We start from the raw sequence: 24317 nt of genomic DNA, 5'->3' as shown, positions 1-24317 counted from the left end.
CTTAAAATCCTTCCGTGAAATCTCTGATCCCCGGCAGTTTTAGTAAAATTAAATATCTGTTATTTTAGTGAGAGTCTTCTCAGACAAACCTTTCTTTACAATCTTAACGTAATCAAATATGAATGTAAGGATTCCTATCCTGCTCTAAGATTACCTAATTAAATGAACCACAAAGACGCAAAGTACACGAAGAAAGAGGAGAAGCTCGGTAATCTTATAGTGGGAAGGGAGTAATACCGTTTCCAATCGGTAGGCTTTCCATAAAGTAAGGAGCAGGGGCTCTTCCGTACTTAGTGGGGAGCATCTCAATAAGTGAAAAAACACGCCTGCGATTAAAATCGCGTCTATACAAGCGAAGTCCACCTACGTGGACTTCCGGTCTGATTCCTGATATCGTGTTTCTTACCAAAACAATACAGGCGGACTTTGTTTGTATAGCAAGAGAATTCTATTCTAAGGACAATCGGTCAAGAGCATATGGTGTAAAAATATCTTACTCCCTTACCAACTCTTGGAAACGCTTATCAGCTGCAATGTCATCAAAATCTATGTCACTGGCTGCTTGTTCCTTAAAGTTAGGATTGAGGTTAATTGCTTTTTGCAAATTGTCCAGAGATGATTCAATCTGCCTCTGCATCGCAAAACAGATAGCTTTGTTATAGTAGGCATTGGCATAATCTGGTTTAATTTCCAATGCCTTATCAAAGCTTTCAATTGCTTCATCATCTCGCCCTAGCATAACTAGAGAGTAACCTCGGTTATTCCAAGCTTTATGAGAGTTAGGCTTAAATTTGATAGCTTTATCAAAACAAACAACTGCGTCTTCATCTTGTTCTAACTCTTGCAATGCAAGACCCCGATTTAACCAAGCTACTCCATCATCGGGTTTAACTCGCGTAGCTTTTTTAAAAGCAATCAAAGCTTCCTTATGTCTTCCTAAGTATCCCAGCGCTACACCTACATCAACCCAAGCCTGATGGTAATCAGGCTTATGTTTCAAAGCTTGCTCGTAGGAATCAATTGCCTCTCGATACTGTTTTAATCTTCCTAAAGTCATCCCTCGGTTTAACCAAGCAGCTGCATTGTTTGGTTGAATCTCAATGGCTTTGTTGTAAGCAGCAAGTGCATCTTCATAGTTCTTTTGGGCAAAAAGAGTCTCTCCCTGTTTGATATATTCTTCTACCTGAGAATCGGTTTGAGTATCAGTAGATGCTGGAACTATTTCAATTAAGCGATCGCTAACAGGTTCTGGACTTACAGTAGAAATAACTTCACTGCTCACCTCTTGCGGTTGTTGCAATTTATCCTGTATTTCTTCGTGTTCTTTTTTCTCAACCACAAAGGTTACAGACTCTGCACTTGCTTGAGAAGCAACATCAGATACCTGTTCGAGAATTGAGTCTTTTTGCTGAAGGGCATCTCTTTGCAATTCAGAGAGTTGTGAAATGAATTCCGATTCCAACTGCTCTAGCTTTTCCAGAACGAGCGCTTTTTCTTGTCTGGCATCTTTCTTAAGTTCAGAGAATTGAGAAGTCAGTTCATTTCCTGATTTTTCTAAATCTTCAAGAATAATTTTTTGTTTCCTTTGAGCATCCAAGCGCAACTTAGAGAGTTGTGAAGTAAATTCCGTTCTCAACTGCCTTAAACTTTCAATAACTTTATTTTTTTGTTGTTCTATATCAGACTCAAATCCAGATGCATAGGATTTCAGTTGATTTTCCAACTCTATCAAACTGTTATTAGTTGCATTTTTTTTGTCTTGAGCACCAACTTTTAATTCAGAAAGTTGAGCAGCAAACTCTGTTTGTAACCGATCCAAATTCGCCAGAACTTGATTTTTATGTTGTTCTGCATCTGAATGCAAACCGGAAATTTGAGAAGCAAACTCTGATTGAGATTTTGCCAAATCTCCAAGAGCAATATCTTTTTGCTGTTGTATTCCTGACTTTAGCTCTGTTAACTGAGTAGCAAATTCTGCTTGTAATTGCTCTAAGTTTTCCAAAACTCTGTTTCTGCGCTGTTCTGCATCTGAGTGCAAGCCAGACATTTGAGAGGCAAACTCTGACTGAGATTTTGCCAAATCTCCAAGAGCAATATCTTTTTGCTGTTGTATTCCTGACTTTAGCTCCGTCAACTGAGTAGCAAATTCTGATTGCAATTGCTCTAAGTTTTCCAAAACTCTGTTTCTGCGTTGTTCTGCATCTGAGTGCAAGCCAGACATTTGAGAGGCAAACTCTGACTGAGATTTTGCCAAATCTCCAAGAGCAATATCTTTTTGCTGTTGTATTCCTGACTTTAGCTCCGTCAACTGAGTAGCAAATTCTGATTGCAATTGCTCTAAGTTTTCCAAAACTTTGTTTCTGTGTTTTTCCGCATCTGAGTGCAAACCGGAAATTTGAGAAACAAACTCTGACTGAGATTTAGCTATATCTTCAAGAGCAATATCTTTTTGTTGTTGTATTCCTGACTTCAACTCTGTTAACTGAGTAGCAAATTCTGCTTGCAATTGCTCTAAGTTTTCTAGAATCTTATTCTTGCTTCGTTCTGCATCTAAATGCAAATTTGAAATTTGAGAGGAAAATTCCGCTCGAGATTTTGCCAAATCATCAAGAGTGATTTCTCTTTCCTGCTGTAATCCCGATTTCATCTCACCGATTTGAGATGTTACTTCAGATTCCAAGTCTCCTAAATTATTCAGAGTCAGGTTTCTTTTCTGTTGAGCCTGCAATTCAAATTCCGATAAGTAAGAAGCAAACTCAGCTTCTAAAGTTTGTACCTCTTGTTGAGATTTTTGTACTAAACCTGTGAGTTCTGCTAATATCTGCTCTTTAGATTGAGAAATTTCAAATGGAACTTTGGATAAACTTTCTTGTTCTATTTTGATTTTTTGTTGTAGAGTTTCCGCTTCCTTTTCCAGTTCGGAGGAAACGTTTTTAATTTCATATATAAGTTTTTGTGATTCCTGCTTGACAGTGACTAGTTGTTTTTCTAACTCTTCAAGTCCCTCTAACCGTTCCATGGCTTTATCCACAATTGCACGGATTGCCGCCCGTCGTAACAGCAGGAGCGAAGCGATCGTTGTAACTGGAATAAGAGTCAGTATACCAAGCCAAACATTTAGTAGTATAGTTGTACGCACAAAGGAACGTTGTTCCTCCGACCATTGTCCTCCTTGTCCCCGATTTTGCCTTAAGACGGCGGGAGCTACTTCCGAGGAGGAGGATGGTGGTTTTTGAGCGCTAGCAACACCAACGGACAAGACAACAGGTGAAAAGACAATAGCGCTTCTCAACAGTAAGGTGAAGATTATCTGATTTTTGCTCTTCATAAAAACATTCTCTTTCCGTTGGTAAGTTGTCAAGCAGCACACTTATCCAATTTAGCAGTCTTGTCCCTATCCTTGGGAGAGGCTTGAGATTAAAAGATAAAAATATTGGAGCTTTTGGCACTTCCAATTATACTACAAAAGTAGTATGCAAGATTATCTTTGTTAAGAATGAGTGTAAAGTACTAAGAACCATGACTTATTCAGATCCCATAACTCAAACACTCTGAAATTACACCACTGCAATTCCTCGGCTTTTGAAAATATCCACAGCTTTCTTTACCTGTTCGGGTGTGGGAGGTAATGTATCTTTAAGCTTGTATTCATAACCTAGTTGCTCCCATTTATATTCACCCATCTTGTGAAACGGTAAAACTTCCAATTTTTCAACATTTTTGAGTGTCGCCACAAAATTAGCTACACCCTCGACATTTTGTGTTTCATCTGTAAGTCCCGGTACTAAAACATAACGAATCCAGACTGGCTTATTAATATCACTTAAGTATTTTGCAAGCGCTAGTGTTGGTTCAATAGAAACGCTAGTGACTTTTTTATATGTTGCTCGATCAAAAGATTTGATATCTAACAGCACTAAATCAACAAATTCTAAGACGGGTTTCGCTATCTCTAGCTCGCAAAAGCCCGATGTATCTAAAGCAGTATGAATTCCCAACTCTTTACAGCGTTTCAAAATTTCTTTAACAAAATCTGGTTGAAAAAGAGGTTCTCCTCCACAAAGAGTTACGCCGCCTCCAGAGGCTTTCATATATGATGTGTACTTTTGAATTTCTACAATCAATTCATCAACACTGGTTAGTTTTCCATCTTCTATATGGCGACAATCAGGATTTGCACAATAAAGGCAACGAAGGGGACATCCTGTAGTAAATATTACAAAACGTATACCCGGACCATCTACTGTACCACAGGTTTCCACAGAATGGATATAACCTAAGCTGCTATTAGAGTTGGTTGTTGTTTGGGAAGACCGACTCAGCATACCTCTGCCTGTAAATGTGCTTATTTTGACGAGGTCTTAATTTGACCTCTCATTTCAATTTATAGGTTAAAAGTTTGAAGAACTTGTGAAGGGTTGAAAACTGCCACTTAAAATTTACTAATTTGTAAACACAACTTCTCGATGATTTACACAGAATAAGAAATTGGACTTTTTTGTTCAAAGTCCAATAAAAATCCTGTCGGAAATCTAAAACCCGAAGGAAGTAAAACCACCATCAACAGCAATACATTGTCCCGTGATGTATGCTGCTCCGGGCATACACAAAAATGCGACCAATCCAGCAATATCTTCCGGTTTGCCAATACGACCCATCGGGGTTTTTGCCAGCACAGATTCCAAAAAGGTTGAGTTATTTAGTAATGGCTCTGTTAGCGGAGTTTGGATAAACCAAGGCGCAACGGTGTTAACACGAATTCGATCGCCTGCCCATTCTACCGCTAATGAACGAGTTAGTTGTACTAGCGCGGCTTTTGTCATACCGTAGGGAGCACCTGTGCGAACGGCAGTTAATCCGGCGACTGAGCCAACATTGACAATGCTACCCTCCTTGCTGGCTTTTAGTAACGGATAAGTGAGTTGACAAAGTTCAAAAACCGAATCGAGATTGGTCTGAAAGATCGATGCATACTCTTGTAACGAATAATCCACTGCTTTCTTGCGAATATTGGTACCAACGTTATTGACTAAAATATCGAGTTCATCCCTAAATGCGGATTTAATCTCACTGAGAATGGTTTGGCGACCTTCTGTGGTTGCTACATCTGCTGCAACGCCATGTGCTTTCCAATCTTGTGCTTGCCAAGATTCTAATACCTGTACCATCGTTGCTCTATTACGGGCGACAATCATCACCTCAGCACCCAAAGCCAAAAACTCTTCAGCGATCGCTCGCCCAATTCCTTTTGTTGCTCCCGTAATCAGCGCTTTCTTTCCAGCCAGTGCCCAACGCTCGCTCATGGTATTCTTCCTATATAAACAGATTGTGCAATTGTGCTGTCTGTTAATCCGTAATTTTATTAAATTCTCAACCGTAATTTATTTTTTAAATACGTATCTTTAAGTTTAAAGCATACTTAAAAGGCAAACATAACAAAGCTTCTTAGGGCAAAAACACACGCTCGTACAAGGATCTGATACTGTTAGCAAAATATAACTTAACATTTAACTGATGGAAAAACCCGATTTTAGAGATGGGGTTGTTCAAGGTGTTTAAACTATTCATGGCGAAGCACTTCACTGACTATCCTTCGGGGCGTTGGTTTGACTTCAGTCCCATAACCAAAACGCAGCAATATTTGGGGATAACCTGAAGTATTCAGAAGACTTCTCAGTTGCGGACGCAGTTCGGGAACTTGTATGGGCTGGTTTAAGAAGGATGCGGAAACACCGACTGCTTGTCCGAGCAGTAACAGTCTTTGTAATGCCTGTCCCGCATTCAGCCAGCTGACAATGGTTTCTTCTTCTGTACCCAATACCGCAAATACTGGCGACCCCAGAGCTAATTCACGTTCTTTGGCGGCTTGTCCCCTACCAGTATCAAAGGTACGGTTGCTATGGGCTATCATAGGAGTAGTAAAATCTAGCAGTTCCCCAATGCTTTGAGCGTAAGCGGGCATACCATCATGAGTAGCATTGCGGCTTGAATGCAGCCATGCTGCAAGCTCCCGACGAAAATGCGGATTTGCTAGCTGAATGCGATCGCCTTCTGTAACGAGATCTGCTACCCCATTACGAAGGTCTGGCTCTTGAATAAAATGAAGCCATGCACCTTCTTCAAGTACTGACTTCTCCATAATAGCGAGGAGAGTCTCCGGGATGGGTTTATTTTGAAAAGCCAATCGGTTTGTATGCCGTTGCTTAATGGTGGCAAATAGCAAAAATTCTTCTTCTGTTTGCTTTCTTTGACTTCCCAACCAGACATGAGCTAATAGATCTGGATCGTCTGGATTGGGAAATGTTTTGACGACATCAATGTAACCAAAGTGTCTGATGGCTAACCTTAAGTTATACAACGCTGCACCACAACTCATAATTAATTCCCGATCTTGGGGGTCAATCACGGGCAAAGCACGGGTTCTGTCAGCATATAACTCAATGGTTTCATGGGCAATCTTAAACAACCAAGGTTGAGCGTTGTATTGTGATGGAGCTAGAACGGCATAGTTGATCAGAAAATCCAGCTGCTCGGAGGGACTACCGCGTTTGGGAAAGTTAATCTCTGAAACGTTCCAAGGGCTTAAAGGTTCAGACGATATTATCTCTGACATGATTTTTGCTTAATAAATATTTATAAATTTTAAAGCATTTTAACAAATACTCATTATTGTTAAGTATATAATACACGCTAAAAACTATATATAGTATGATTTTTTCTTTGTTACGATAGGGGTTTTGAAGCCTACGCAACGATCTCCATAGAGCTGCTTTGGGCATCACAGGAAGGAAATTTTGGGAGATTTTTTATTTGGAAGTCCCTCGGTTTGTCGTTGTGCTAAGCGTTAAAGCACAATGACAAACTGAGTAGGATTTATGAATTTCTCAAAGGTAATCCAAGTTACTACAACGATTACATCCGTTCGTGGAATGTACGTTTAATTACATCAAGCTGCTGTTCTCGCGTCAGTTTGATAAAATTGACAGCATACCCGGACACGCGAATTGTTAATTGTGGATAGAGTTCGGGGTGCTCCATAGCATCCAACAGCATATCTCGATTCAAAACGTTAACGTTGATGTGGTGACCGCCATCATGGAAGTAACCATCTAGCATTCCCACTAAGTTATGGATCTGGATATCTTCTGTTTTGCCCAACGCAGACGGTACAATCGAGAAGGTGTTGGAAATTCCATCTTGACTGTGTTGGTAAGGGAGTTTGGCAACGGATGCCAAAGATGCGATCGCACCCTTGGTATCGCGTCCGTGCATGGGGTTAGCTCCTGGAGCAAAAGGTTCTCCGGCTTTTCTTCCGTCTGGGGTATTGCCTGTCTTCTTGCCATAAACCACATTAGAGGTAATAGTCAGCACAGACTGGGTGGGAACAGCATTCCGGTAGGTCTTGTTCTTGCGGACTTCATTCATAAACTTGGTAACCAAGTGAGCCGCAATAGTATCTACACGGTCATCATTGTTCCCATATTTAGGGAAATCTCCCTCTATTTGATAATTTACTGCTAAATTAGCTTCATTTCTCAATATTTTTACTTTAGCGTATTTCATAGCAGAAAGTGAATCGGCAACCACAGATAATCCTGCAATCCCACACGCCATGGTACGAAGGATATCCCGGTCATGCAGTGCCATTTCCAATCGCTCGTAAGAATATTTATCGTGCATGTAATGGATGACATTCAAAGTATTAACATAAGTCTTAGCCAACCAACTCATCATCCGTTCAAACTTGCTGAGCGTTTCTTCGTAATCCAAATATTCAGAAGTCACAGGCGCATAAGCAGGTCCAATTTGTTCGCCAGATTTTTCATCTTTTCCACCATTAATTGCATACAGCAAACACTTGGCGAGATTCACGCGTGCGCCAAAGAACTGCATCTGCTTGCCAATTCGCATTGCAGAAACACAGCAAGCGATCGCATAATCATCGCCCCAGTAAGGACGCATCAAATCATCATTTTCATACTGAATAGAGCTTGTATCTTTAGAAACTTTTGCACAAAAACATTTAAACTCTTGAGGCAAACGTTCCGACCAAAGAACGGTCAAATTAGGTTCAGGTGCTGGTCCCAAATTATAGAGAGTATTCAGGATGCGGAAACTATTTTTAGTGACCAAAGATCTGCCATCTTCACCCATACCACCAACGCATTCTGTCACCCAAGTTGGATCTCCGGAAAAAAGTTCGTTATAATCTGGTGTCCGTAAAAAACGAACCATTCGCAATTTCATGACAAAATGGTCAATAAATTCTTGCAATTGGGTTTCTGTGAAAATCCCCTTCTTTAAATCGCGCTCAAAGTAAATATCTAAGAAGGTAGAAACTCGCCCCAAAGACATAGCAGCACCATTCTGTTCTTTAACTGCAGCCAAGTAACCCAGGTAAAGCCACTGCACGGCTTCCTTAGCATCACTAGCAGGACGGCTAATATCGAAGCCGTAACTCACAGCCATTTCTTTGAGTTCAAACAAGGCGCTAATTTGTTCGGAAATCTCTTCCCGCAATTGGATGACTGGCTCGTCTATCGCATCAACCTCCAGGGATTCGAGTTGTTGCTTCTTATCATCAATCAAACGGTCAACTCCGTAGAGAGCAACACGACGATAATCACCAATAATTCTGCCACGACCGTATGCATCGGGTAAACCAGTAATAATTCCAGAGTGTCGCGCCAATCGCATTTCGCGAGTATAGGCACTAAAAACTCCATCATTATGAGTTTTGCGATACTTAGTAAAAATTTCCTCAGTTTTTGGAGCGAGCTTGTAACCGTAAGCTTCCAGAGAGTTTTTCACCAGTCGAATCCCACCAAAAGGCATAATAGCTCTCTTGAGAGGTTTCTCGGTTTGCAAACCAACAATTTGTTCTAATTCGCGATCGATATAGCCGGGAGCGTGGGAATTAATAGTAGAAACCACTTCGGTATCTGCATCCAGAATTCCTTTCTCCCGTTCTTCCTTCATGAATTGTACGACTTGGTTCCAAAGCTTCTGAGTTTGTTCGGTTGCTTGTGTCAGAAAGGAACCATCACCATTATAAGGAGTGTAGTTTTTTTGGATGAAGTCACGGACATTGATTTCCTTCATCCATAAGCCCGGTGCGAAACCTTGCCACTGCTCAAACATATCTTATGCCTCCCGAGGGATAGGAGAGATGGTGCTCCTCACTTTACACTCCACTCTCCTTAACTTTTCCAAGTTCAGTTATAAAAAGATATTTTGAGGAACTTGTGAAGATCGACCCCAAACACCAAGCACAACTTACTGTATCAGTCCGACATACCTCACAGCTTGTCTCACGGGATGCAAAATCGCTTCATTCGGTTTTGACTTGGGCTGTACTCGCTAAAGCTTCAAAAAGTGCATAAGTCAATTTTGCTTGTATTTATTAAAAGGTGTAAGGGAAGAAAATCAAATTGATTCAATTATAAAAGCGTAATTTGATTTGACTTTTCCTAAAAATTACTTGAAAGTAAGCTATCCAAGCATTACTTATCTCTCAATCAAAATCATTCATTTAATCGGGATAAAACCATGTCTGCTTACAACGTTGAATCATATCACAACTGTTGCGAATTTACTGTACCTATCAAGTTGAATATTCCCATACATATCGAACCAACAGTGGCAATCAAAACACCTAATGATGTACGAGAAAAACTGAATATCCATGTTGAGCCAGATATTTATCTCAAGCCAGAAGTTAAAGCAGTACAACCCGTATGTCATCCCCAGAATGGCTATGAGAAATACCAGTTGCCTGCCGAACAAACTGCATAACTAACATAACTATCATCTCTCACTCATACCATTCTTGAACGAACCAAAGGAATTAAACTCATGTCTGAATACAATGCTGATTGTTATAAAGCTTGCGAATTTACCGTACCTATCAAATTGAATATTCCCATTCACATCGAACCAACAGTGGAAATTAAATCACCTAATGCGGTGCGTGAAAAAGTTGCTGTTTATCTCGAACCAGATATCAAACTTAGCCCGGAAGTCAAGGCACTGCCTCCTGTTTGCTATGAAAATGGCTGTAACTAACCTAAGTTGTTAGCCGAACAAACTGCACAACCCACATAACGATTATCTCTCATTCACACCAATCTCTATCTAACCAAAGGAGTTAAACCAATGTCTGAGTACAAAGCTGATTGTTATAAAGCTTGCGAGTTTACCGTACCTATCAAATTAAATATTCCCATTCACATCGAACCAACAGTGGAAATTAAATCACCTAATGCGGTGCGTGAGAAAGTTGCTGTTTATCTCGAACCAGATATTAATCTGAGTCCAGAAGTGAAAGCACTACCCCCAGTTTGTTATCAAAACGGCTATGACAAACATTAATTGTACTACTTCTCTAAATTAAGGCTGCACTTTGTCGATTGTAGCGGGTTCATCCCAACTCAAGCTTTTTTGTAGGGAGTATCCCAATTGAGAAAAATGCTAACAACCTTTTTCAATCTGTCGCCTGATTTTAGAGAAATGGTATAACCTGCGCGATCGCATTTGAAAGGAGGTAGCTTGTTTTGATACTGCCTTCTTTCTTCTCTAAATTATAAAAATCATAACTCTATAGTTGAGGGATACCATGTCTACATCACCTGCTCCAATCAGCCCTTCAAATAAAAGCAAAATTAATATCTCTATGATGTTAAAATTGCCTATTGAGATTGAGTTAGAAGTTATGGGAATTCCTCCAAGCCAAGCCCAGGAAATAGAAGAAAATCTTAATTTGAATGAAAAATCTGAGTACCAGGTTGTAGTTAGCGGGATGAATTTAGCTAAAATTGAAGACTCTCAAACATTCCTCAGTCAGATTGTAGAACAGCTTCAAGAAGAAAACAAACTTTTTTCTACAATCTCCCAAGTTAAGCTTGAGGAAAATAACACCACCAGCATGGAGGAAAAAAGTTTGATACTGAAGGATAAATCTGCAAAAACTTTGTCATATTCTCAAGACTGTACCACTATCCCAAATCAAACACTACTACCTCAAAAAAAGTGTAGGTTCCGTTTCAGCGAATCACTCAATGATAGTATGACCTTTGCTCTTAACTCTATGGGAGCCATTTTATTTCTAGGAAAACTTGCTAATTATAGCTGGGAGTAGAGCAAAAATTTTCTGTATTGTGTTAACATATTGATTGTTAATTTTTACAATTGCGTCTTTCTTAAGACTCAAATTAGCTCTATCTAGATCGGAGCCATTCAACTGAGTGAATTTTAAATTTGCATTAGTCAAATTAGCATTTACCAGAGTAGATTTCCGCAAATCTACACCTGCTAAATTAGCTTCTATTAAATTAGCTCCTTTAAGATTAGCATTTCGTAAATCTGTTTTTTCTTTTTCATTTTCACTATTAAGATTAGCATGACTCAAATCAGCTTTTACCAAATTTGCATATCGCATATTAGCTCCTCTTAAATATGCTCGTTTAAAACTCGCTCCATTCAAATTTGCATTTTTTAGATTAGCCCGATAGAGGTCAGAATTACCTAAATTAGCACGAGATAAATCGGCATTATTTAAGTTAGCCCGATCGAAGTCAGCTTCTTGAAGATTGGCATCAGATAAAGTAGCATTATTAAGATTTCCTTCATTGAGGTTAGCCTTACTTAAATTTGCTCTGTTTAATTGAGCTTCTTTAAGATTGATACGAACAGCAGTAATTTGTGAAAGATTTGCATCAATCAGGTTAGCATTACTTAAATTAACTTCATTAAGGGAAAGACCACTAAAATCCGTCATTATCCCATTGGCTTTTTGAAGATTCGCCTTATTTAAGTCAATTTTTTTGTAACTTAACTTTTTTAAATTAGAAAGGTCGCATTGAACGCATTGCTTGGTATCTACAAGCTTAGTCAAATCTTCTTCTTTATAGGCAAATACAGGAGATTGCCATCCAAAACAAGTTATAAAGATGAAAACTAGCAAAATAAGAATTTTGAGGATAAGGAAGTTCATACCTTTATACTGGTTTGTATTCTTATTGACTAACAATAGGCGAATCAATTCCAGGATAAATCACTCATTTGTGAATTGTCATCATAAATTGGCTCGTTGTCAGTTCTATACTGCTTCTCACCCTTTGTCACGTCAGCCTGCACAAGAAGGACGAGCGTTTGTATAGTCGCGATTTCAATCGCTACAAGAGAAACCAAGAACATTTTTGGCGTTATAGCGTCTTCGACTACTGATATAGTACCTAACATTGGCAATACTGTCTCAACTACTGGTTCGATTTTTCCTCGCTCGTTTCCAACCTCTGGCTGGGAATGCAGACGGGTGGACTGCTTGCTGCCTCGCTTAGCAGATCGACACAGGAGGCGGAGCCTCCATGAAGGCATTCCCAGGCTCCGCCTGGGAACGAGGTGAGGTGTTAGACTCACCATTCGCCAACAGTATTTGTAAAAGTTGCTCGGGATTTTTTTGCAGCCCCAAGCAGGTTTTGTTTGTCTAGTTGTGTACAAAGAGTTGCCAAGCTGCTTAAAAAAATGCTTTCAAAGTTGTTAATGGAGTTGAACGGAATTTTACTGAACATGAAGCGCCAACACGCATCGCTTATTTCTCTGACTCTCATCTCATCTTTTATCGCACCACATTCAGCGATCGCCGCACCACCAAGAAACCCAGATAAAACAGTCAATTGTGACATCCTAGTTGTGGGTGGTGGGCTTTCTGGTACTGCTACCGCGTATGAAGGGTTACTTGCAGGTAGAACAGTATGTCTGACAGAACTAACTGATTGGCTTGGAGGACAAATTTCTTCTCAAGGAACTTCGGCTTTGGACGAACGCCCAACCCAGCGAGCAAAACAATATTACTCCCGTGGTTACTTGGAATTACGCCAGCGCATTGAGCGTCATTATAAAGGAGACCTCAATCCCGGAGATTGCTGGGTAAGCGATTCTTGCTATTTACCTCGTGACGGTCATGAAATTTTGAGTGCTATGCTCAAGGATGCTGAAAAGAGGGGTCGAGGAAAACTGCAATGGTTGCCCAACACGGTTGTTAAAGATTTGGAATATAGCAGCGATGGTAAACTGATTAACGCCGCGATCGCTATCCAACATCAACCAGCCAAAGGAGCACAGCCCCTAAACACATTCCCCCTATCTCAAACTATTGAAGACGCCTATACCTACGAAAACTCTTCTCGGTTTACAAAAAGCATCATTCGCCTTGTTCCCAAGCCAACCAAAGCCAAAGGAAACACGAATGCACCAAACTGGTATGTCGTAGACACTTCAGAAACAGGGGAAATTATTGCCCTTGCTGATGTTCCTTACCGATTGGGTATTGATGCTCGTTCTTACTTGGAACCTTCTTCTTCTAGCGCCACCAATGACCCCTACTGCACCCAAGGCTTCACCTATACCTTTGCAATGGAGGCTACCGAGCAACCGCAAAATCAAACAATGCCCCCATTCTACCAACAGTACGCACCTTACTACAGTTATGAACTAAAAAGACTGGCAAGCTTTCCATTAGTATTTACTTACCGTCGTATTTGGAGCCCCAGAGACGGGGAACCGATGGAATTTGGAGGAGTCAAATTTTCTGGACCCGCCCCAGAAGACATTTCCATGCAAAACTGGACTTGGGGTAACGATTACCGTCCGGGAACTTCTGCAGACAACCTCATTTATACTCGCCAGCAGTTACAAGCCTCCGGACAGTTGAAACCAGGTGGTTGGATGGGTGGACTGCGGACAGAGGCGTTACGTAAAGGTGAAGAAATTGCCCAAGGCTATTATTATTGGCTGGTAGCTGGAACAACAGATTCCCAATTAGGTGATGGAGTCAAGCAGGTGCAGCCCAATAACCGCTATCTATCCGGGTTAGATTCTCCAATGGGGACAGCACACGGCTTATCAAAACATCCTTATATGAGAGAAGGAAGGCGCATTATTGGACGCCCCAGTTGGGGACAACCCCAAGGCTTTAGTATTTGGGAAATAGATATTTCCCGCCGCAACTATGACGACGAATACTACCGCAAGACACTACCTGCAGACGAATACCGCCGTTTAAAAGCTGCATTGGCGGGATTGGAAGCAGCAGCCGTGCTTTCCGGTCAGCAAAAACCTGATAATGTAGCCCGACGGACTCGTTCTACTATTTTCCCCGATGCTGTAGGTATCGGTCATTACGCCATTGACTTCCATCCCTGTATGACACAAAGTCCTCCAGAAGCACCTGGTAATACAGAACGTGCGGGAGAAAGACGTGGTGCGGGACAAGCTTATCCCTTCCAAATTGCTTTAAGAGCAATGATTCCACAAAAAATTGACAACTTATTAGTTGGTGGTAAAAGCATTGCTACCAGTCATATTGCTGCAGCCGCCTACAGGGTACACTCCTTTGAATGGTCTGCCGGTGCTGCAGCCGGAACAACAGCCGCTTTTGCTCTAAAAAATGGTATTGCACCTTACCAACTCGTTGACGAATTACCCAAACCAGAACCTCAACTCCAGATCCTAAAACAGTTGTTGGAGAAAAACGGTAATCCCACTGCTTTCCCCGATACCTCAATTTTCAACCAAAATTGGGAAGACTGGAAATAGAATGATGAATTATGAATTATGAAGTATGAATTATGAATTGAAAATTTGTACATTCATAATTCATAATTTTTCTGAGAGTTTTTGCGCTAAAACAATTAAATCAGAAGGTATCATTACTAGAGTTGTTGTGTTATTTTCTGCTCCTATTTCTGTGAGCATTTGTAACCGTCGCAATTCTAAAGCGGCTGGATTTTTTGCAATCAATTCAGAAGCTTCTGATAGCTTAATTGAAGCTTCTTGTTCTGCTGATGCTTTAATTATACGAGCGCGTTTTTCTCGAATGGCTTCTGCTTCTTTCGCCATTGCTCTTTGCATTGCAAGGGGAATCTCTACGTCTTTGGTTTCTACTCTTTCAATGACAATTCCCCAAGGTTCTGTGATTTCGTCTACAATCTCTTGAACTCTAGTATTGATTTTGTCTCTATTTTGCAATACATCATCTAAAATGTTTTGCCCTACAACATTACGTAAGGTGGTTAGAGCAGTTTGATAGACAGCCATTTGATAGTTTTCAACTTGATTAATGGCTTTAGCGGGGTTGAGAATTCGGTAGTAGAGAACAGCATTAACTTTAATCGTCACACTGTCAGCAGTTACAGTTTCTTGCGGTTCAATATCTACTGTTTTAGTGCGGATATCTATCTGAGTCTTTTGGTCTACGATAGGAATAATCCAATACAGTCCCGGACCTCTCACACCACTAATTCTACCCAAGCGGAAGATAACCCCACGCTGATATTCCTTATCTAACTTACATCCTGATAGTGTGAGAAATATTAAGAAAGTAAAGAAAGCACCTGTTAACGCTTCCATATGTATGGTTCAGTGAATAATGTCGAATTGAAGAAAAACTAAAATGACTTCCGTCTTTTGCGAATTGGTAATATGAGTGAAGCCAAGCGGCGGAGAAATCGGTAACTTTTGCGAACAATATCTAAGAGAAAGTAGGGAACTCGTAACCGAAGCGGGCAAAGAATAGGACGGTACAACCAGTAGTAAGCTTTCTTCAAGTCATTCCACTTGGAACAGGTTTCTTCTTGAAGGAAGTCAGAAATATCTACGACTAACCCTTTACCTTCATGCATCATTACGTTGCGCCCGTGGACATCATGAGGGTAAAGACCTCGCTTGCGGGCGTAATCTAAAGCTCGGTCAATATCCCGTATAACCCGTACTGGAATCTGCAAGCCTAGGTGCATACAGTCATAGAGGGTAACTCCATAAAGGCGTTTTAGGATTAACAAGCCGTCTTTAGCATAATAACATTCGGAAAAAGCAGGATGGGAACCCAAACGTTGATAAACCTCTACCTCCTCCTCAAAGCCCGGTCGTCCGGGTGCATAAATTTTTACGACTTGGTTCGGGTATTCAGGATGATAAACGACAGCCGCGTAATTTCCCGATCCAAGGCGTTGCCAAGGATGTGGAATATACTTGACTTGAACTGGATCGTGAGGATTGACACTCTCAATCTGCAAGTTGGGAAGTAATTCCTGGTGGATACTTTCAATGAGTTGTTCTATTTGCGAGCTATCTACACTGGATTTATAGAGGGGATCGGGATACCCCTGCGATAGAGATTCATCAATCATTGGAATTCCTCGGTAGAGGGATACTTCGCAGGAACTATGAAGTGTTTGGAATAAGCACTTTAATGCTTCCACAAGGGAAGATAGCTTTTACTATAAGCTTTTTAAAGTGACTTTGGCTAACTGGTAGTAAGTACAAGATCTCACAATCATAGGACTTATTAACGTTAGTACCTACAGTTCCTACCATTAAGATTCCCAATTCAAGGCATAAATTTAACAAAGGACACCGGGACTAGCGATTGGCGATCGGGCATTAACTCCCGAGTCCAGTGTCTCTAGCTTCCAATCCTTTTACCTACATAAAGTTGCTCAATCCAAGCAATCACATCAGCCTCAGAACCTGAGTAATAACGCTTACCTGTTATGGGGTCATAGGCTTCCCAATAAGTGCTACCATGACGATCGCATTTCTGCCAAACTTTTAATTCGTTTGCACTCGCCAGTTCTTGAATTAGTCTTTGCCAGCGTCCCTGCAACCATGACCATAAAGCGGTTTGCTTGCTAGATCTGTCTTGGAAGTTTTTCGGAAAACTTACGTTGGAGGAATTGGATTTCAAACTCAGACCTTTCATGACAGTGTTCTCCAAAGCTTTTTTGCGATCGCTAGCCTAACAACACTTTTTTTGGTAATCAAAACATACAGTGCATACCTTCCATAAATAGTGTTTATATATAAGGATGAGGATGAATATTCTCTTCTGCCACGCCACTTGCTGTAGCCTGTGAAACCCGTCCACCGCAGTGGCTCCTCTGTCTCCTGCCCTCTGCCTTTCTTAATAAGACATTTTTACTACAATGAGTAATACATTAAAACCAGGAGTTGTCATGAAACTATCCCAGCTTCTAGCCGTGGTTGCAGTAGCAGATAACGGTAACTTTAGCGAGGCTGCTTTAGAACTTAACCTTTCTCAACCAGCTGTCAGTCACGCTATCGCTACCCTTGAAGATAGTCTGGGCGTACAATTATTTCTTAGAGGGCGGCATGGTGCTGTGGCGACACCAGCAGGAGAAAAAATCGTTCATCACGCCCGCTTGGCATTAGAACACCTGGAGATGATGCGAAAAGAAGCAAATCTACATAAAAGTTTACATGGTGGTGGAGTACGAATAGCCTCCTTTCGGAGTGTAGCTACCCATATATTACCGGAAGTCATGGCAGATTTTCGTTCTTGTTATCCAGAAATCGCAGTGAGCATAGTTGAGCGACCGAGCTATGTTGAGATAGAACAAACACTTCGAGATGGGCAAGCTGATATCGGGTTTACTTACTCCCCCACTCCGTCTGAATTTGAGGCTTGGGAATTTCTGCGCGATGAATACGTTGTTCTTTTTCCGCCACAAACAAAAATTAGTAGCAACCAAATGACTTGGGAAAATATAGCACAATACCCTCTCATTTTACTCCCTTGCTTACCCTGTGCCCAACCCCTGCACACTCATGTTAAAGCACACGCACCATACATTAGCGCTCATTCTTCCATACAAGAAGATTCAACAATCGTTAGTCTTGTGTGTAAAGGATTGGCGGTTGGGATGTTACCGTATCTAGCTGCTAAACCCATTCCCCAAGAAGTGCAAGTGTTTCGTTTGCCCAATCCTCTTGAACGAGTCATTGCTGTAGCAACACTAGTAGATGCTTTGCACAGTCCCGCAGTCTTTGCTTTTTTAGAAACCTTGAAAAAGTACGCTGCAGTGAACACAAAGCAAGGCAACTCATTGAATGAATATAATTTAATGCAAATGGTATAGTTCATTCAAGCATATTTATGACTGGTAACCAGCAATGTATTCCTCAAGGGGAAAGCGATCGCCTAAAGGTTTTGCGTCGTTATGAAATTTTGGATACACCTCCTGATGGCGCATTCGATCGCATCACTGCAATTGCTGCTAGACTTTTTAAAGTGCCTATTGCTATTGTAAGCTTGGTAGATAGCGATCGCATTTGGTTCAAGTCTCGCTACGGTTTGGATGTAGAACAGGTAGAGCGATCGCCCGGTTTATGTGCATCGGCAATTCTTTCAAATGATGTTTATACCATACTAGATGCTAGCAACGATGTGCGTTCCCTAACAAATCCCCTAGTTGCCGGTGAAATGGGCTTGCGTTTTTATGCAGCTGCGCCACTCACAACCCATGATGGTTATAATTTAGGCACGTTATGCGTTAGTGACAAAAAACCTCATACTATTTCTGAAGAAGAAAAGTCTATTTTGCGCGATCTAGCAGCAGTCGTGATGGATGAGATAGAGATGCGGCTTGCGGCTTGCAAGGTCGCACGGTTAAATACCGAGCTCGTCCAAGCCAAAGAAGCCGCAGAAGTGGCAAACAAAGCGAAAAGCCTCTTTATCGCCAATATGAGCCATGAATTGCGCTCGCCTTTAAATGCGATTCTTGGTTTTTCTCGGTTGATACAGCGCAGTCAAGATGTATCTGTAGAAAATCTAGAAAATGCTACTATCATCATCCGCAGTGGGGAGCACTTGCTGTCATTGATTAATCAAGTATTGGATTTCTCAAAGCTGGAATCCGGGCGTACAACTGTTAATCCAAATAACTTCGATCTTTGCTGCTTGCTAGACGATCTCGAAGATATGTTCCAACACAAAGCCAGTGAGAAAGGGTTGGAATTAGTCTATAATTATACTTCCAGTCTTCCAAGATACATACGGACTGATGAGGTGAAATTACGCCAAGTGCTTATTAACTTGATAAGTAATGGAATCAAATTTACAAATCGAGGTAGGGTATTGGTGAAAGTGGGACTCGCAAGTGAAAACTGCCAATCGGGGGAGACAAAGGAATTGACCTCTTCAGCGATCGTCAATTCCCAATCCCGCATCCTCTTTGAAGTCAAAGACACGGGCGCTGGGATTGCGGCTGAAGAGTTAGACAAACTATTTGAAGCTTTTGTACAAACAACAACAGGAAAAGAATCTCATGAGGGTACGGGTTTGGGATTAGCCATAACACGCAAGTTCGTGCGTCTTTTAGGAGGTGCAATCAACGTTTGTAGTGAAGTGGGAGTGGGTACAACTTTTAAATTTAACATTCCAGTGACTGTAGTTGATGCAAAAGACATTGACATCAAACAACCATCAAGAACTATTGTATCATTAGCAACCAATCAGCCTCAATACCGGATTTTGATTGTTGATGATAAACCCCTAAATCGTCAACTGCTGAGAAAATTGCTTAACCTCAAGGGTTTTGAACTTGAGGAAGTCAGCAACGGTCAAGAAGCTATTGAAATTTGCGAAAAATGGCAACCGCATTGCATATTTATGGATATGCGGATGCCGGTTATGGATGGATATGAAGCAACACGAAAGATTAAATCGACCCTTACGACTCTCAAAGGTGAAGCTATTAAAATTATTGCTTTAACAGCGAGTGCGCTAGAGGAAGAAAAAGCTATTGCTCTGTCTATCGGTTGTGATGACTTTATCCGCAAACCATTTCGAGAGTCAGAAATTTTTGGAGCATTACAAAAACATCTTGGAGTTCAGTTTATTTATGAAGAACAAACGCCAAATCCGTCTTTTGATCGCGTACAAGCTACAAACATCAACCAAACTGCTCTAACAAATCTGACACAACAACTTGCTGCTTTACCTCCAGATTTGATCGGTCGGTTTTATCTAGCAGCCCTCAATCTTGATACAGATGTTGTACTAAATCTTATTGCCGAAATCCGCCAAATAAATGATCCACTAGCTAGCATATTAGAGGATTTAGCTCACAATTTTCAATACCAGCAGATCTTAACCCTAACGCAACCAATTTTATCTTAATTATGAGTTCGGAGCAAACTCCTCTGTCAAAGGGAAATATATTAGTAGTCGATGATAACCCAGCAAATTTACGTCTTTTAGTCGAAATTTTATCGAAACAAGGATATAAAGTAAGACCTGCCCTCAATGGTCAACTTGCCCTGATGTCAGTTGAGGCAACTTTACCCGATTTAATATTACTCGATATTATAATGCCGGAAATGGACGGTTATGAAGTCTGCTCTAGATTAAAAGCATCTTCTCAAACTCAAAACATTCCGGTGATTTTTATCAGTGCTTCAGAAGAGGTGTTTGATAAGGTAAAAGCTTTTGCAGTTGGTGGAGTCGATTACATCTCCAATCCGTTTCAAGTGGAAGAGGTTTTGGCGCGTGTTGAGCATCAATTAAGTATTCGCAGACTCTCCCAACAACTGGCTGAAGAAAATAAACGGTTGCAGCAAGAAATTTTGGAACGACAAGTCGCGCTGCGCGATCGCAAACAGGCAGAGTTAGGATTGCGTTTGATGACAGAACGCTTGCAACATCTGCTCTCTTCATGTCCTGCAATCATATATAGCTGTAAACCAGGGGGAAATTATCGAACAACTTTTATTAGTGAGAATGTTAAAACGATTCTTGGCTATAAAGCACGAGAATTTTTAGAAGATGGAGATTTTTGGGCTGTCCATATTCATTCAGAAGATGCCAATCGCATTTATACAGAAATTTCAAAAATTTTTATTACCGATCGACATTCACACGAGTATCGTTTTTTACATGCTGATGGAACTTATCATTGGTTGTTCGAGCAATTGAGGCTAGTCAGAGACGCTACAGGTCATCCTATTGAGATTGTGGGATATACAGTCGATATTACCGAACGCAAGCAGGCAGAGTCAGCATTGCGGGAAAGTGAAGAACGCTTCCGTACTATGGCAGATACAGCCCCTGTTATGATTTGGATGTCAGGGAAAGACGCCCTTTTAAACTTTTTCAACCAAGCATGGCTCGATTTTACCGGACGCACGATAGAACAAGAACTCGGTAATGGCTGGCTGCAAAAGGTTCACCAAGATGATGTGCGACACTGTCTAAGTAATTATATGCTGGCCTTTAGCGATCGCAAACGATTCAGTATGGAATATCGTTTTTTGCGTGCTGATGGCGAGTATCGTTGGATTTGTAATACAGGGATTCCCAGATTTACTCCTCTTGGCAAATTTGATGGCTATATTGGTTCCTGTGTAGACATAACCGAACACAAGCTAGCAGAAACAATACTGCGAAAAGCACTAGAAACAGCAGAACTTGCGAACAAATCCAAATCTCAATTTTTGGCTTCCATGACTCACGAATTGAGAACCCCTCTAAATGTTATCCTGGGTTTTACGCAGGTTATGTGTCGCAATCATGACATTTCCAGCGAGCATCAAGAATATCTCAGCTTAATTATGCGTTCCGGCGAGCATTTGCTGGAATTGATTGATGACATTTTAGAAATGTCTAAAATTGAGGCAGGTAGGATCACCTTAAATAAAAGTAGCTTTGATTTATATAGACTTTTGCACAACGTGCAAGAAATGTTCCTGCTTAAAGCCAAGTCAAAGGAGTTACAACTTATCTTTGAACGTGCAGAAGATGTGCCTCAATACGTGCAAACTGACGAGGGAAAATTGCGTCAGGTGCTAATTAACCTGCTAAGTAATGCTGTGAAATTTACAGAGGTGGGTAGTGCGACATTGCGTGTACGGCTGAGAACTGGGGACAAGGGAGACAAGGGGGACGAGGAAGAAAGTTCTACCGTGTCTACCGTGTCTCCCCCTTCTTCCCCCTCTCCCTTGTTCCTAGTCTTTGAGATTACAGATACCGGACCCGGTATTGCTATAGAAGAAATAAATTCCATATTTGAACCATTTACTCAAGGTTCCACTGGTTATAAATCTCAATCGGGGACTGGTTTGGGTTTACCAATTAGCCGTAAATTTGTAGAACTTATGGGGGGAGACATTTCAGTCCGCAGTACTGTAGGTCAAGGTACGACTTTTACGTTTGATATCCCCCTGGAACTAGCACAAGAAACTCACGTTCAAATTTCTCAGCCAACAGGTCAGGTGGTGGCATTAGCATCAGACCAAAAAAAATATCGCATCTTGGTTGTTGATGATGAGTGGACTCAACGTCTGCTTTTAGTTAGACTCCTAACATCTGTTGGCTTTTCCATACGTGAAGCAGAAAATGGTGAGCAAGCCGTTTCTTTATGGTCAAGTTGGGAACCTGACCTAATACTTATGGATATGCAAATGCCGATCGTGAACGGTATGGAGGCAACTCAGCAGATTAAGTCGCATTTGAAGGGTCAGGCAACTGTTATTATTGCCCTAACTGGTTATGCTTTTGAATCGAATCGCGCTCTAGTGATGGCAGCCGGTTGCGACGACTTTATCAGTAAGCCTTTCCGAGAAGATGTGCTTTTTAAAAAAATTGCTCGTCATTTGGGTGTGCGTTATGTTTATGAGGAGCACGAGCGATCGCTCTCGCTTCAATCTGGAGAAAAGCTGGAGAATTTAACCCCTGCTGAACTGAGTGTTATGCCTGCTGAGTGGCAACAAGAACTCTACTGGGCTGCAGCGAGCTGTGCGGATGATAAAGTGCTCCAGTTGATCGCACAAATTCCCGACCAATATGGCAATTTAAAATTAGCTTTGGCAGATTTAGCAAAGGACTTTCGATTGGATCGCATCTTGGAATTAACAAGCATAGCGGCTTCATCGTAAATCTATAAAGACGAAGTCACTTGTTTTACAAAGTGGTATTAGGTAGTGTGTTGCCGGGGTTTTCGGAAAATACTAACAGCTTCTTGGGCTTAAGAAGTAAGAAATTCTTTTCCTTTTTAAGTGATAATACTAAAAAGACATGGCCGTTATTTAAGTTTTAAGTAATACTGCAAAAAATCTAAGTATAAACTTTTAAAAAAAAAGATCTAGGATTAGCAATACTTACAGCTCCTTTATATTTTTGCCAATACAGTAATATTCTGTAAAAATGTGATAAAAATTTAACAGTCTTCTGGAAACCCTTTAATAAGTCGCGTAAGATAAGTTACAGACAAAATGCAGTTGACAAAAATTAGATTTTGATAACTGTTTCACTACCCAAAGTTATTTCGTTTAAAAATTAAGCATTTGAGCCATGAAGAAAAACACTTGTTCTAAATTATTAGGTTCTGTTTTGTTCGCCACTGGAGTTACAGTTGCACTCATGGCTGCACCAGCACAAGCAGGCAACAGCAAAAATCAAACCAACGGCAATACTCAAGCCAACGGTAATTCTCAAGCTAACAGCAATACTCAAGCCAACGGTAATTCTCAAGCTAACAGCAATACTCAAGCCAACGGTAATTCTCAAGCTAACAGCAATACTCAAGCCAACGGTAATTCTCAAGCTAACAGCAATACTCAAGCCAACGGTAATTCTCAAGCTAACAGCAATACTCAAGCCAACGGCAATACTCAAGCCAACGGCAATACTCAAGCCAACGGCAATACTCAAGCTAACAGCAATACTCAAGGCACTCAAAATACATCTAGTACAAGTTGTAACGTTACTGATGTCTCTCTTGGCAGTACTAATGCTACAGCTTGTAAGGGTCCTTTGGATGGCAATGACACCGGGGCACAAGGCACCTTGCTTAATGCTCTAAATGGTGGTCTGTTTCAAAACAATTTGGCTTCTAACTACACTTACACGTGGGCATTAGCTGATAAATCGGATGGCTCGAATGGTTTGTTGTCAGCAGATAACGGTGACCCTTCTGGTGACTGGAGTCTAAGCAAAGCACTTCCCAGTGATACATTTGTTCTGAGCCTTAAAACTAGTACAGCGTATAGCGCCTATCTGTTCACAGGCGTTGATTTCTCTAAAACAGGTTTACAAGGATTGTTCAATACTATTGGGGTTGCTTTAGACGGTAATGACAAGAATGGTAAGGATTTGTCTCACGCATCGCTGTTTGTAGCGACTAAGAAAAATAATGAAAAACCACCTGTTAAGAAAGTTCCAGAACCCGGCACTATACTCGGTCTTGGCTTGACAGCAGCTGGAATGGTTGTTCGCCGTCGCAAGTCTAATTAGCTGTTATAACCAAAAGTTGTAGCTAAGTTTTTCCAAGTTATCGTGCATTTAAATTGTACTTTTGGAAGTCTGAAAGCCTTGCTGTAAGGTTTTCAAATGGCAAAATTAAATGCATCTCAGCCCATATGTTAATATGCCTGATTCAGGCATATCTGGGATATATACCTCACAAAGCCTTAAGCAAGAGCTGATACAATAAAATCTTTTGGGTGCGCCCCGCCCTAATTTG

General features: G+C 41.0%; 19 protein-coding genes. 9 read left to right on the top strand and 10 right to left on the bottom strand.

Annotated features, from left to right (window positions below; genetic code table 11):
* Positions 1-493 precede the first annotated feature (493 nt).
* From HC643_RS37700 to pflB, 5 genes are all read right to left on the bottom strand, one after another.
* The gene (locus HC643_RS37700) at positions 494-3328 is read right to left on the bottom strand and encodes a tetratricopeptide repeat protein (protein ID WP_167844841.1); all 2835 of its coding nucleotides are present in this window, start codon (positions 3326-3328) and stop codon (positions 494-496) included.
* Positions 3329-3557: 229 nt separating this feature from the next.
* Complete coding sequence (gene pflA, locus HC643_RS37695) at positions 3558-4325, bottom strand: pyruvate formate-lyase-activating protein (protein WP_038085603.1); 768 nt, start codon at positions 4323-4325, stop codon at positions 3558-3560.
* Between the two features lie 207 nt (positions 4326-4532).
* Positions 4533-5303, bottom strand: coding sequence for an SDR family oxidoreductase (locus HC643_RS37690; RefSeq protein ID WP_038085602.1), 771 nt, complete (start codon positions 5301-5303; stop codon positions 4533-4535).
* A 257-nt stretch (positions 5304-5560) separates the two neighbouring features.
* The gene (locus HC643_RS37685) at positions 5561-6613 is read right to left on the bottom strand and encodes an Acg family FMN-binding oxidoreductase (RefSeq protein WP_038085600.1); all 1053 of its coding nucleotides are present in this window, start codon (positions 6611-6613) and stop codon (positions 5561-5563) included.
* A gap of 299 nt (positions 6614-6912) precedes the next feature.
* The gene (pflB, locus tag HC643_RS37680; RefSeq protein ID WP_038085598.1) at positions 6913-9141 is read right to left on the bottom strand and encodes a formate C-acetyltransferase; all 2229 of its coding nucleotides are present in this window, start codon (positions 9139-9141) and stop codon (positions 6913-6915) included.
* Positions 9142-9549: 408 nt separating this feature from the next.
* Here pflB and HC643_RS37675 point away from each other — a divergent pair, with 408 nt between their 5' ends.
* The 4 genes from HC643_RS37675 (at position 9550) to HC643_RS37660 (ending at position 11137) form a co-directional block, all read left to right on the top strand.
* Entirely contained in the window at positions 9550-9795 is a 246-nt protein-coding gene (locus HC643_RS37675) for a hypothetical protein (protein WP_038085596.1), read from the top strand.
* Between the two features lie 60 nt (positions 9796-9855).
* A complete protein-coding gene (locus HC643_RS37670) occupies positions 9856-10065 on the top strand; it encodes a hypothetical protein (RefSeq protein WP_038085595.1) in 210 nt (69 codons plus the stop codon).
* A gap of 90 nt (positions 10066-10155) precedes the next feature.
* Positions 10156-10371: a hypothetical protein gene (locus tag HC643_RS37665; protein ID WP_038085592.1), complete on the top strand. Its 216-nt coding sequence runs from the start codon at positions 10156-10158 to the stop codon at positions 10369-10371.
* 244 nt (positions 10372-10615) lie between these two features.
* Positions 10616-11137, top strand: coding sequence for a hypothetical protein (locus HC643_RS37660; protein ID WP_038085589.1), 522 nt, complete (start codon positions 10616-10618; stop codon positions 11135-11137).
* On the opposite strand, the gene HC643_RS37655 is transcribed toward HC643_RS37660, so the two are convergent.
* Both HC643_RS37655 and HC643_RS37650 read right to left on the bottom strand, forming a co-directional pair.
* Positions 11105-11992 carry a pentapeptide repeat-containing protein gene (locus HC643_RS37655; protein WP_050045492.1) on the bottom strand — a complete coding sequence of 296 codons (888 nt, stop codon included), beginning with the start codon at positions 11990-11992 and terminating at the stop codon, positions 11105-11107. The genes HC643_RS37660 and HC643_RS37655 overlap by 33 nt on opposite strands.
* A 44-nt stretch (positions 11993-12036) precedes the next feature.
* Positions 12037-12375 carry a hypothetical protein gene (locus HC643_RS37650; protein WP_137986199.1) on the bottom strand — a complete coding sequence of 113 codons (339 nt, stop codon included), beginning with the start codon at positions 12373-12375 and terminating at the stop codon, positions 12037-12039.
* A gap of 192 nt (positions 12376-12567) precedes the next feature.
* Between HC643_RS37650 and HC643_RS37645 the strand changes: the two genes are divergently transcribed.
* The gene (locus tag HC643_RS37645) at positions 12568-14595 is read left to right on the top strand and encodes an FAD-dependent oxidoreductase (protein ID WP_038085583.1); all 2028 of its coding nucleotides are present in this window, start codon (positions 12568-12570) and stop codon (positions 14593-14595) included.
* Positions 14596-14655: 60 nt separating this feature from the next.
* On the opposite strand, the gene HC643_RS37640 is transcribed toward HC643_RS37645, so the two are convergent.
* The 3 genes from HC643_RS37640 to HC643_RS37630 form a co-directional block, all read right to left on the bottom strand.
* On the bottom strand, positions 14656-15408 hold the full coding sequence (locus tag HC643_RS37640; RefSeq protein WP_038085580.1) for a slipin family protein: 753 nt from the start codon (positions 15406-15408) through the stop codon (positions 14656-14658).
* A gap of 38 nt (positions 15409-15446) precedes the next feature.
* Positions 15447-16187 (bottom strand): protein kinase family protein, encoded by a 741-nt coding sequence (locus HC643_RS37635; RefSeq protein WP_050045493.1) that lies wholly within the window; start codon positions 16185-16187, stop codon positions 15447-15449.
* Positions 16188-16462: 275 nt separating this feature from the next.
* The gene (locus tag HC643_RS37630) at positions 16463-16759 is read right to left on the bottom strand and encodes a hypothetical protein (protein ID WP_038079897.1); all 297 of its coding nucleotides are present in this window, start codon (positions 16757-16759) and stop codon (positions 16463-16465) included.
* Positions 16760-16982: 223 nt separating this feature from the next.
* On the opposite strand from HC643_RS37630, the gene HC643_RS37625 reads away from it, so the two are divergent.
* The 4 genes from HC643_RS37625 to HC643_RS41025 all read left to right on the top strand — a co-directional run bounded on the left by HC643_RS37625 (position 16983) and on the right by HC643_RS41025 (position 24088).
* A complete protein-coding gene (locus HC643_RS37625) occupies positions 16983-17936 on the top strand; it encodes a LysR family transcriptional regulator (protein ID WP_063779472.1) in 954 nt (317 codons plus the stop codon).
* Positions 17937-17953: 17 nt separating this feature from the next.
* Entirely contained in the window at positions 17954-19978 is a 2025-nt protein-coding gene (locus HC643_RS37620) for a hybrid sensor histidine kinase/response regulator (protein ID WP_038079904.1), read from the top strand.
* 2 nt (positions 19979-19980) lie between these two features.
* On the top strand, positions 19981-22731 hold the full coding sequence (locus HC643_RS37615; RefSeq protein WP_050045494.1) for a response regulator: 2751 nt from the start codon (positions 19981-19983) through the stop codon (positions 22729-22731).
* A gap of 415 nt (positions 22732-23146) precedes the next feature.
* Positions 23147-24088: a PEP-CTERM sorting domain-containing protein gene (locus HC643_RS41025; protein ID WP_237266035.1), complete on the top strand. Its 942-nt coding sequence runs from the start codon at positions 23147-23149 to the stop codon at positions 24086-24088.
* Positions 24089-24317: the final 229 nt, after the last annotated feature.

The sequence above is a fragment of the Tolypothrix bouteillei VB521301 genome (genome assembly GCF_000760695.4).
Taxonomy (GTDB): domain Bacteria; phylum Cyanobacteriota; class Cyanobacteriia; order Cyanobacteriales; family Nostocaceae; genus Scytonema; species Scytonema bouteillei_A.
Note: the sequence above shows the minus strand (reverse complement) of the source record. Positions and strands in the feature narration are given on the sequence as shown.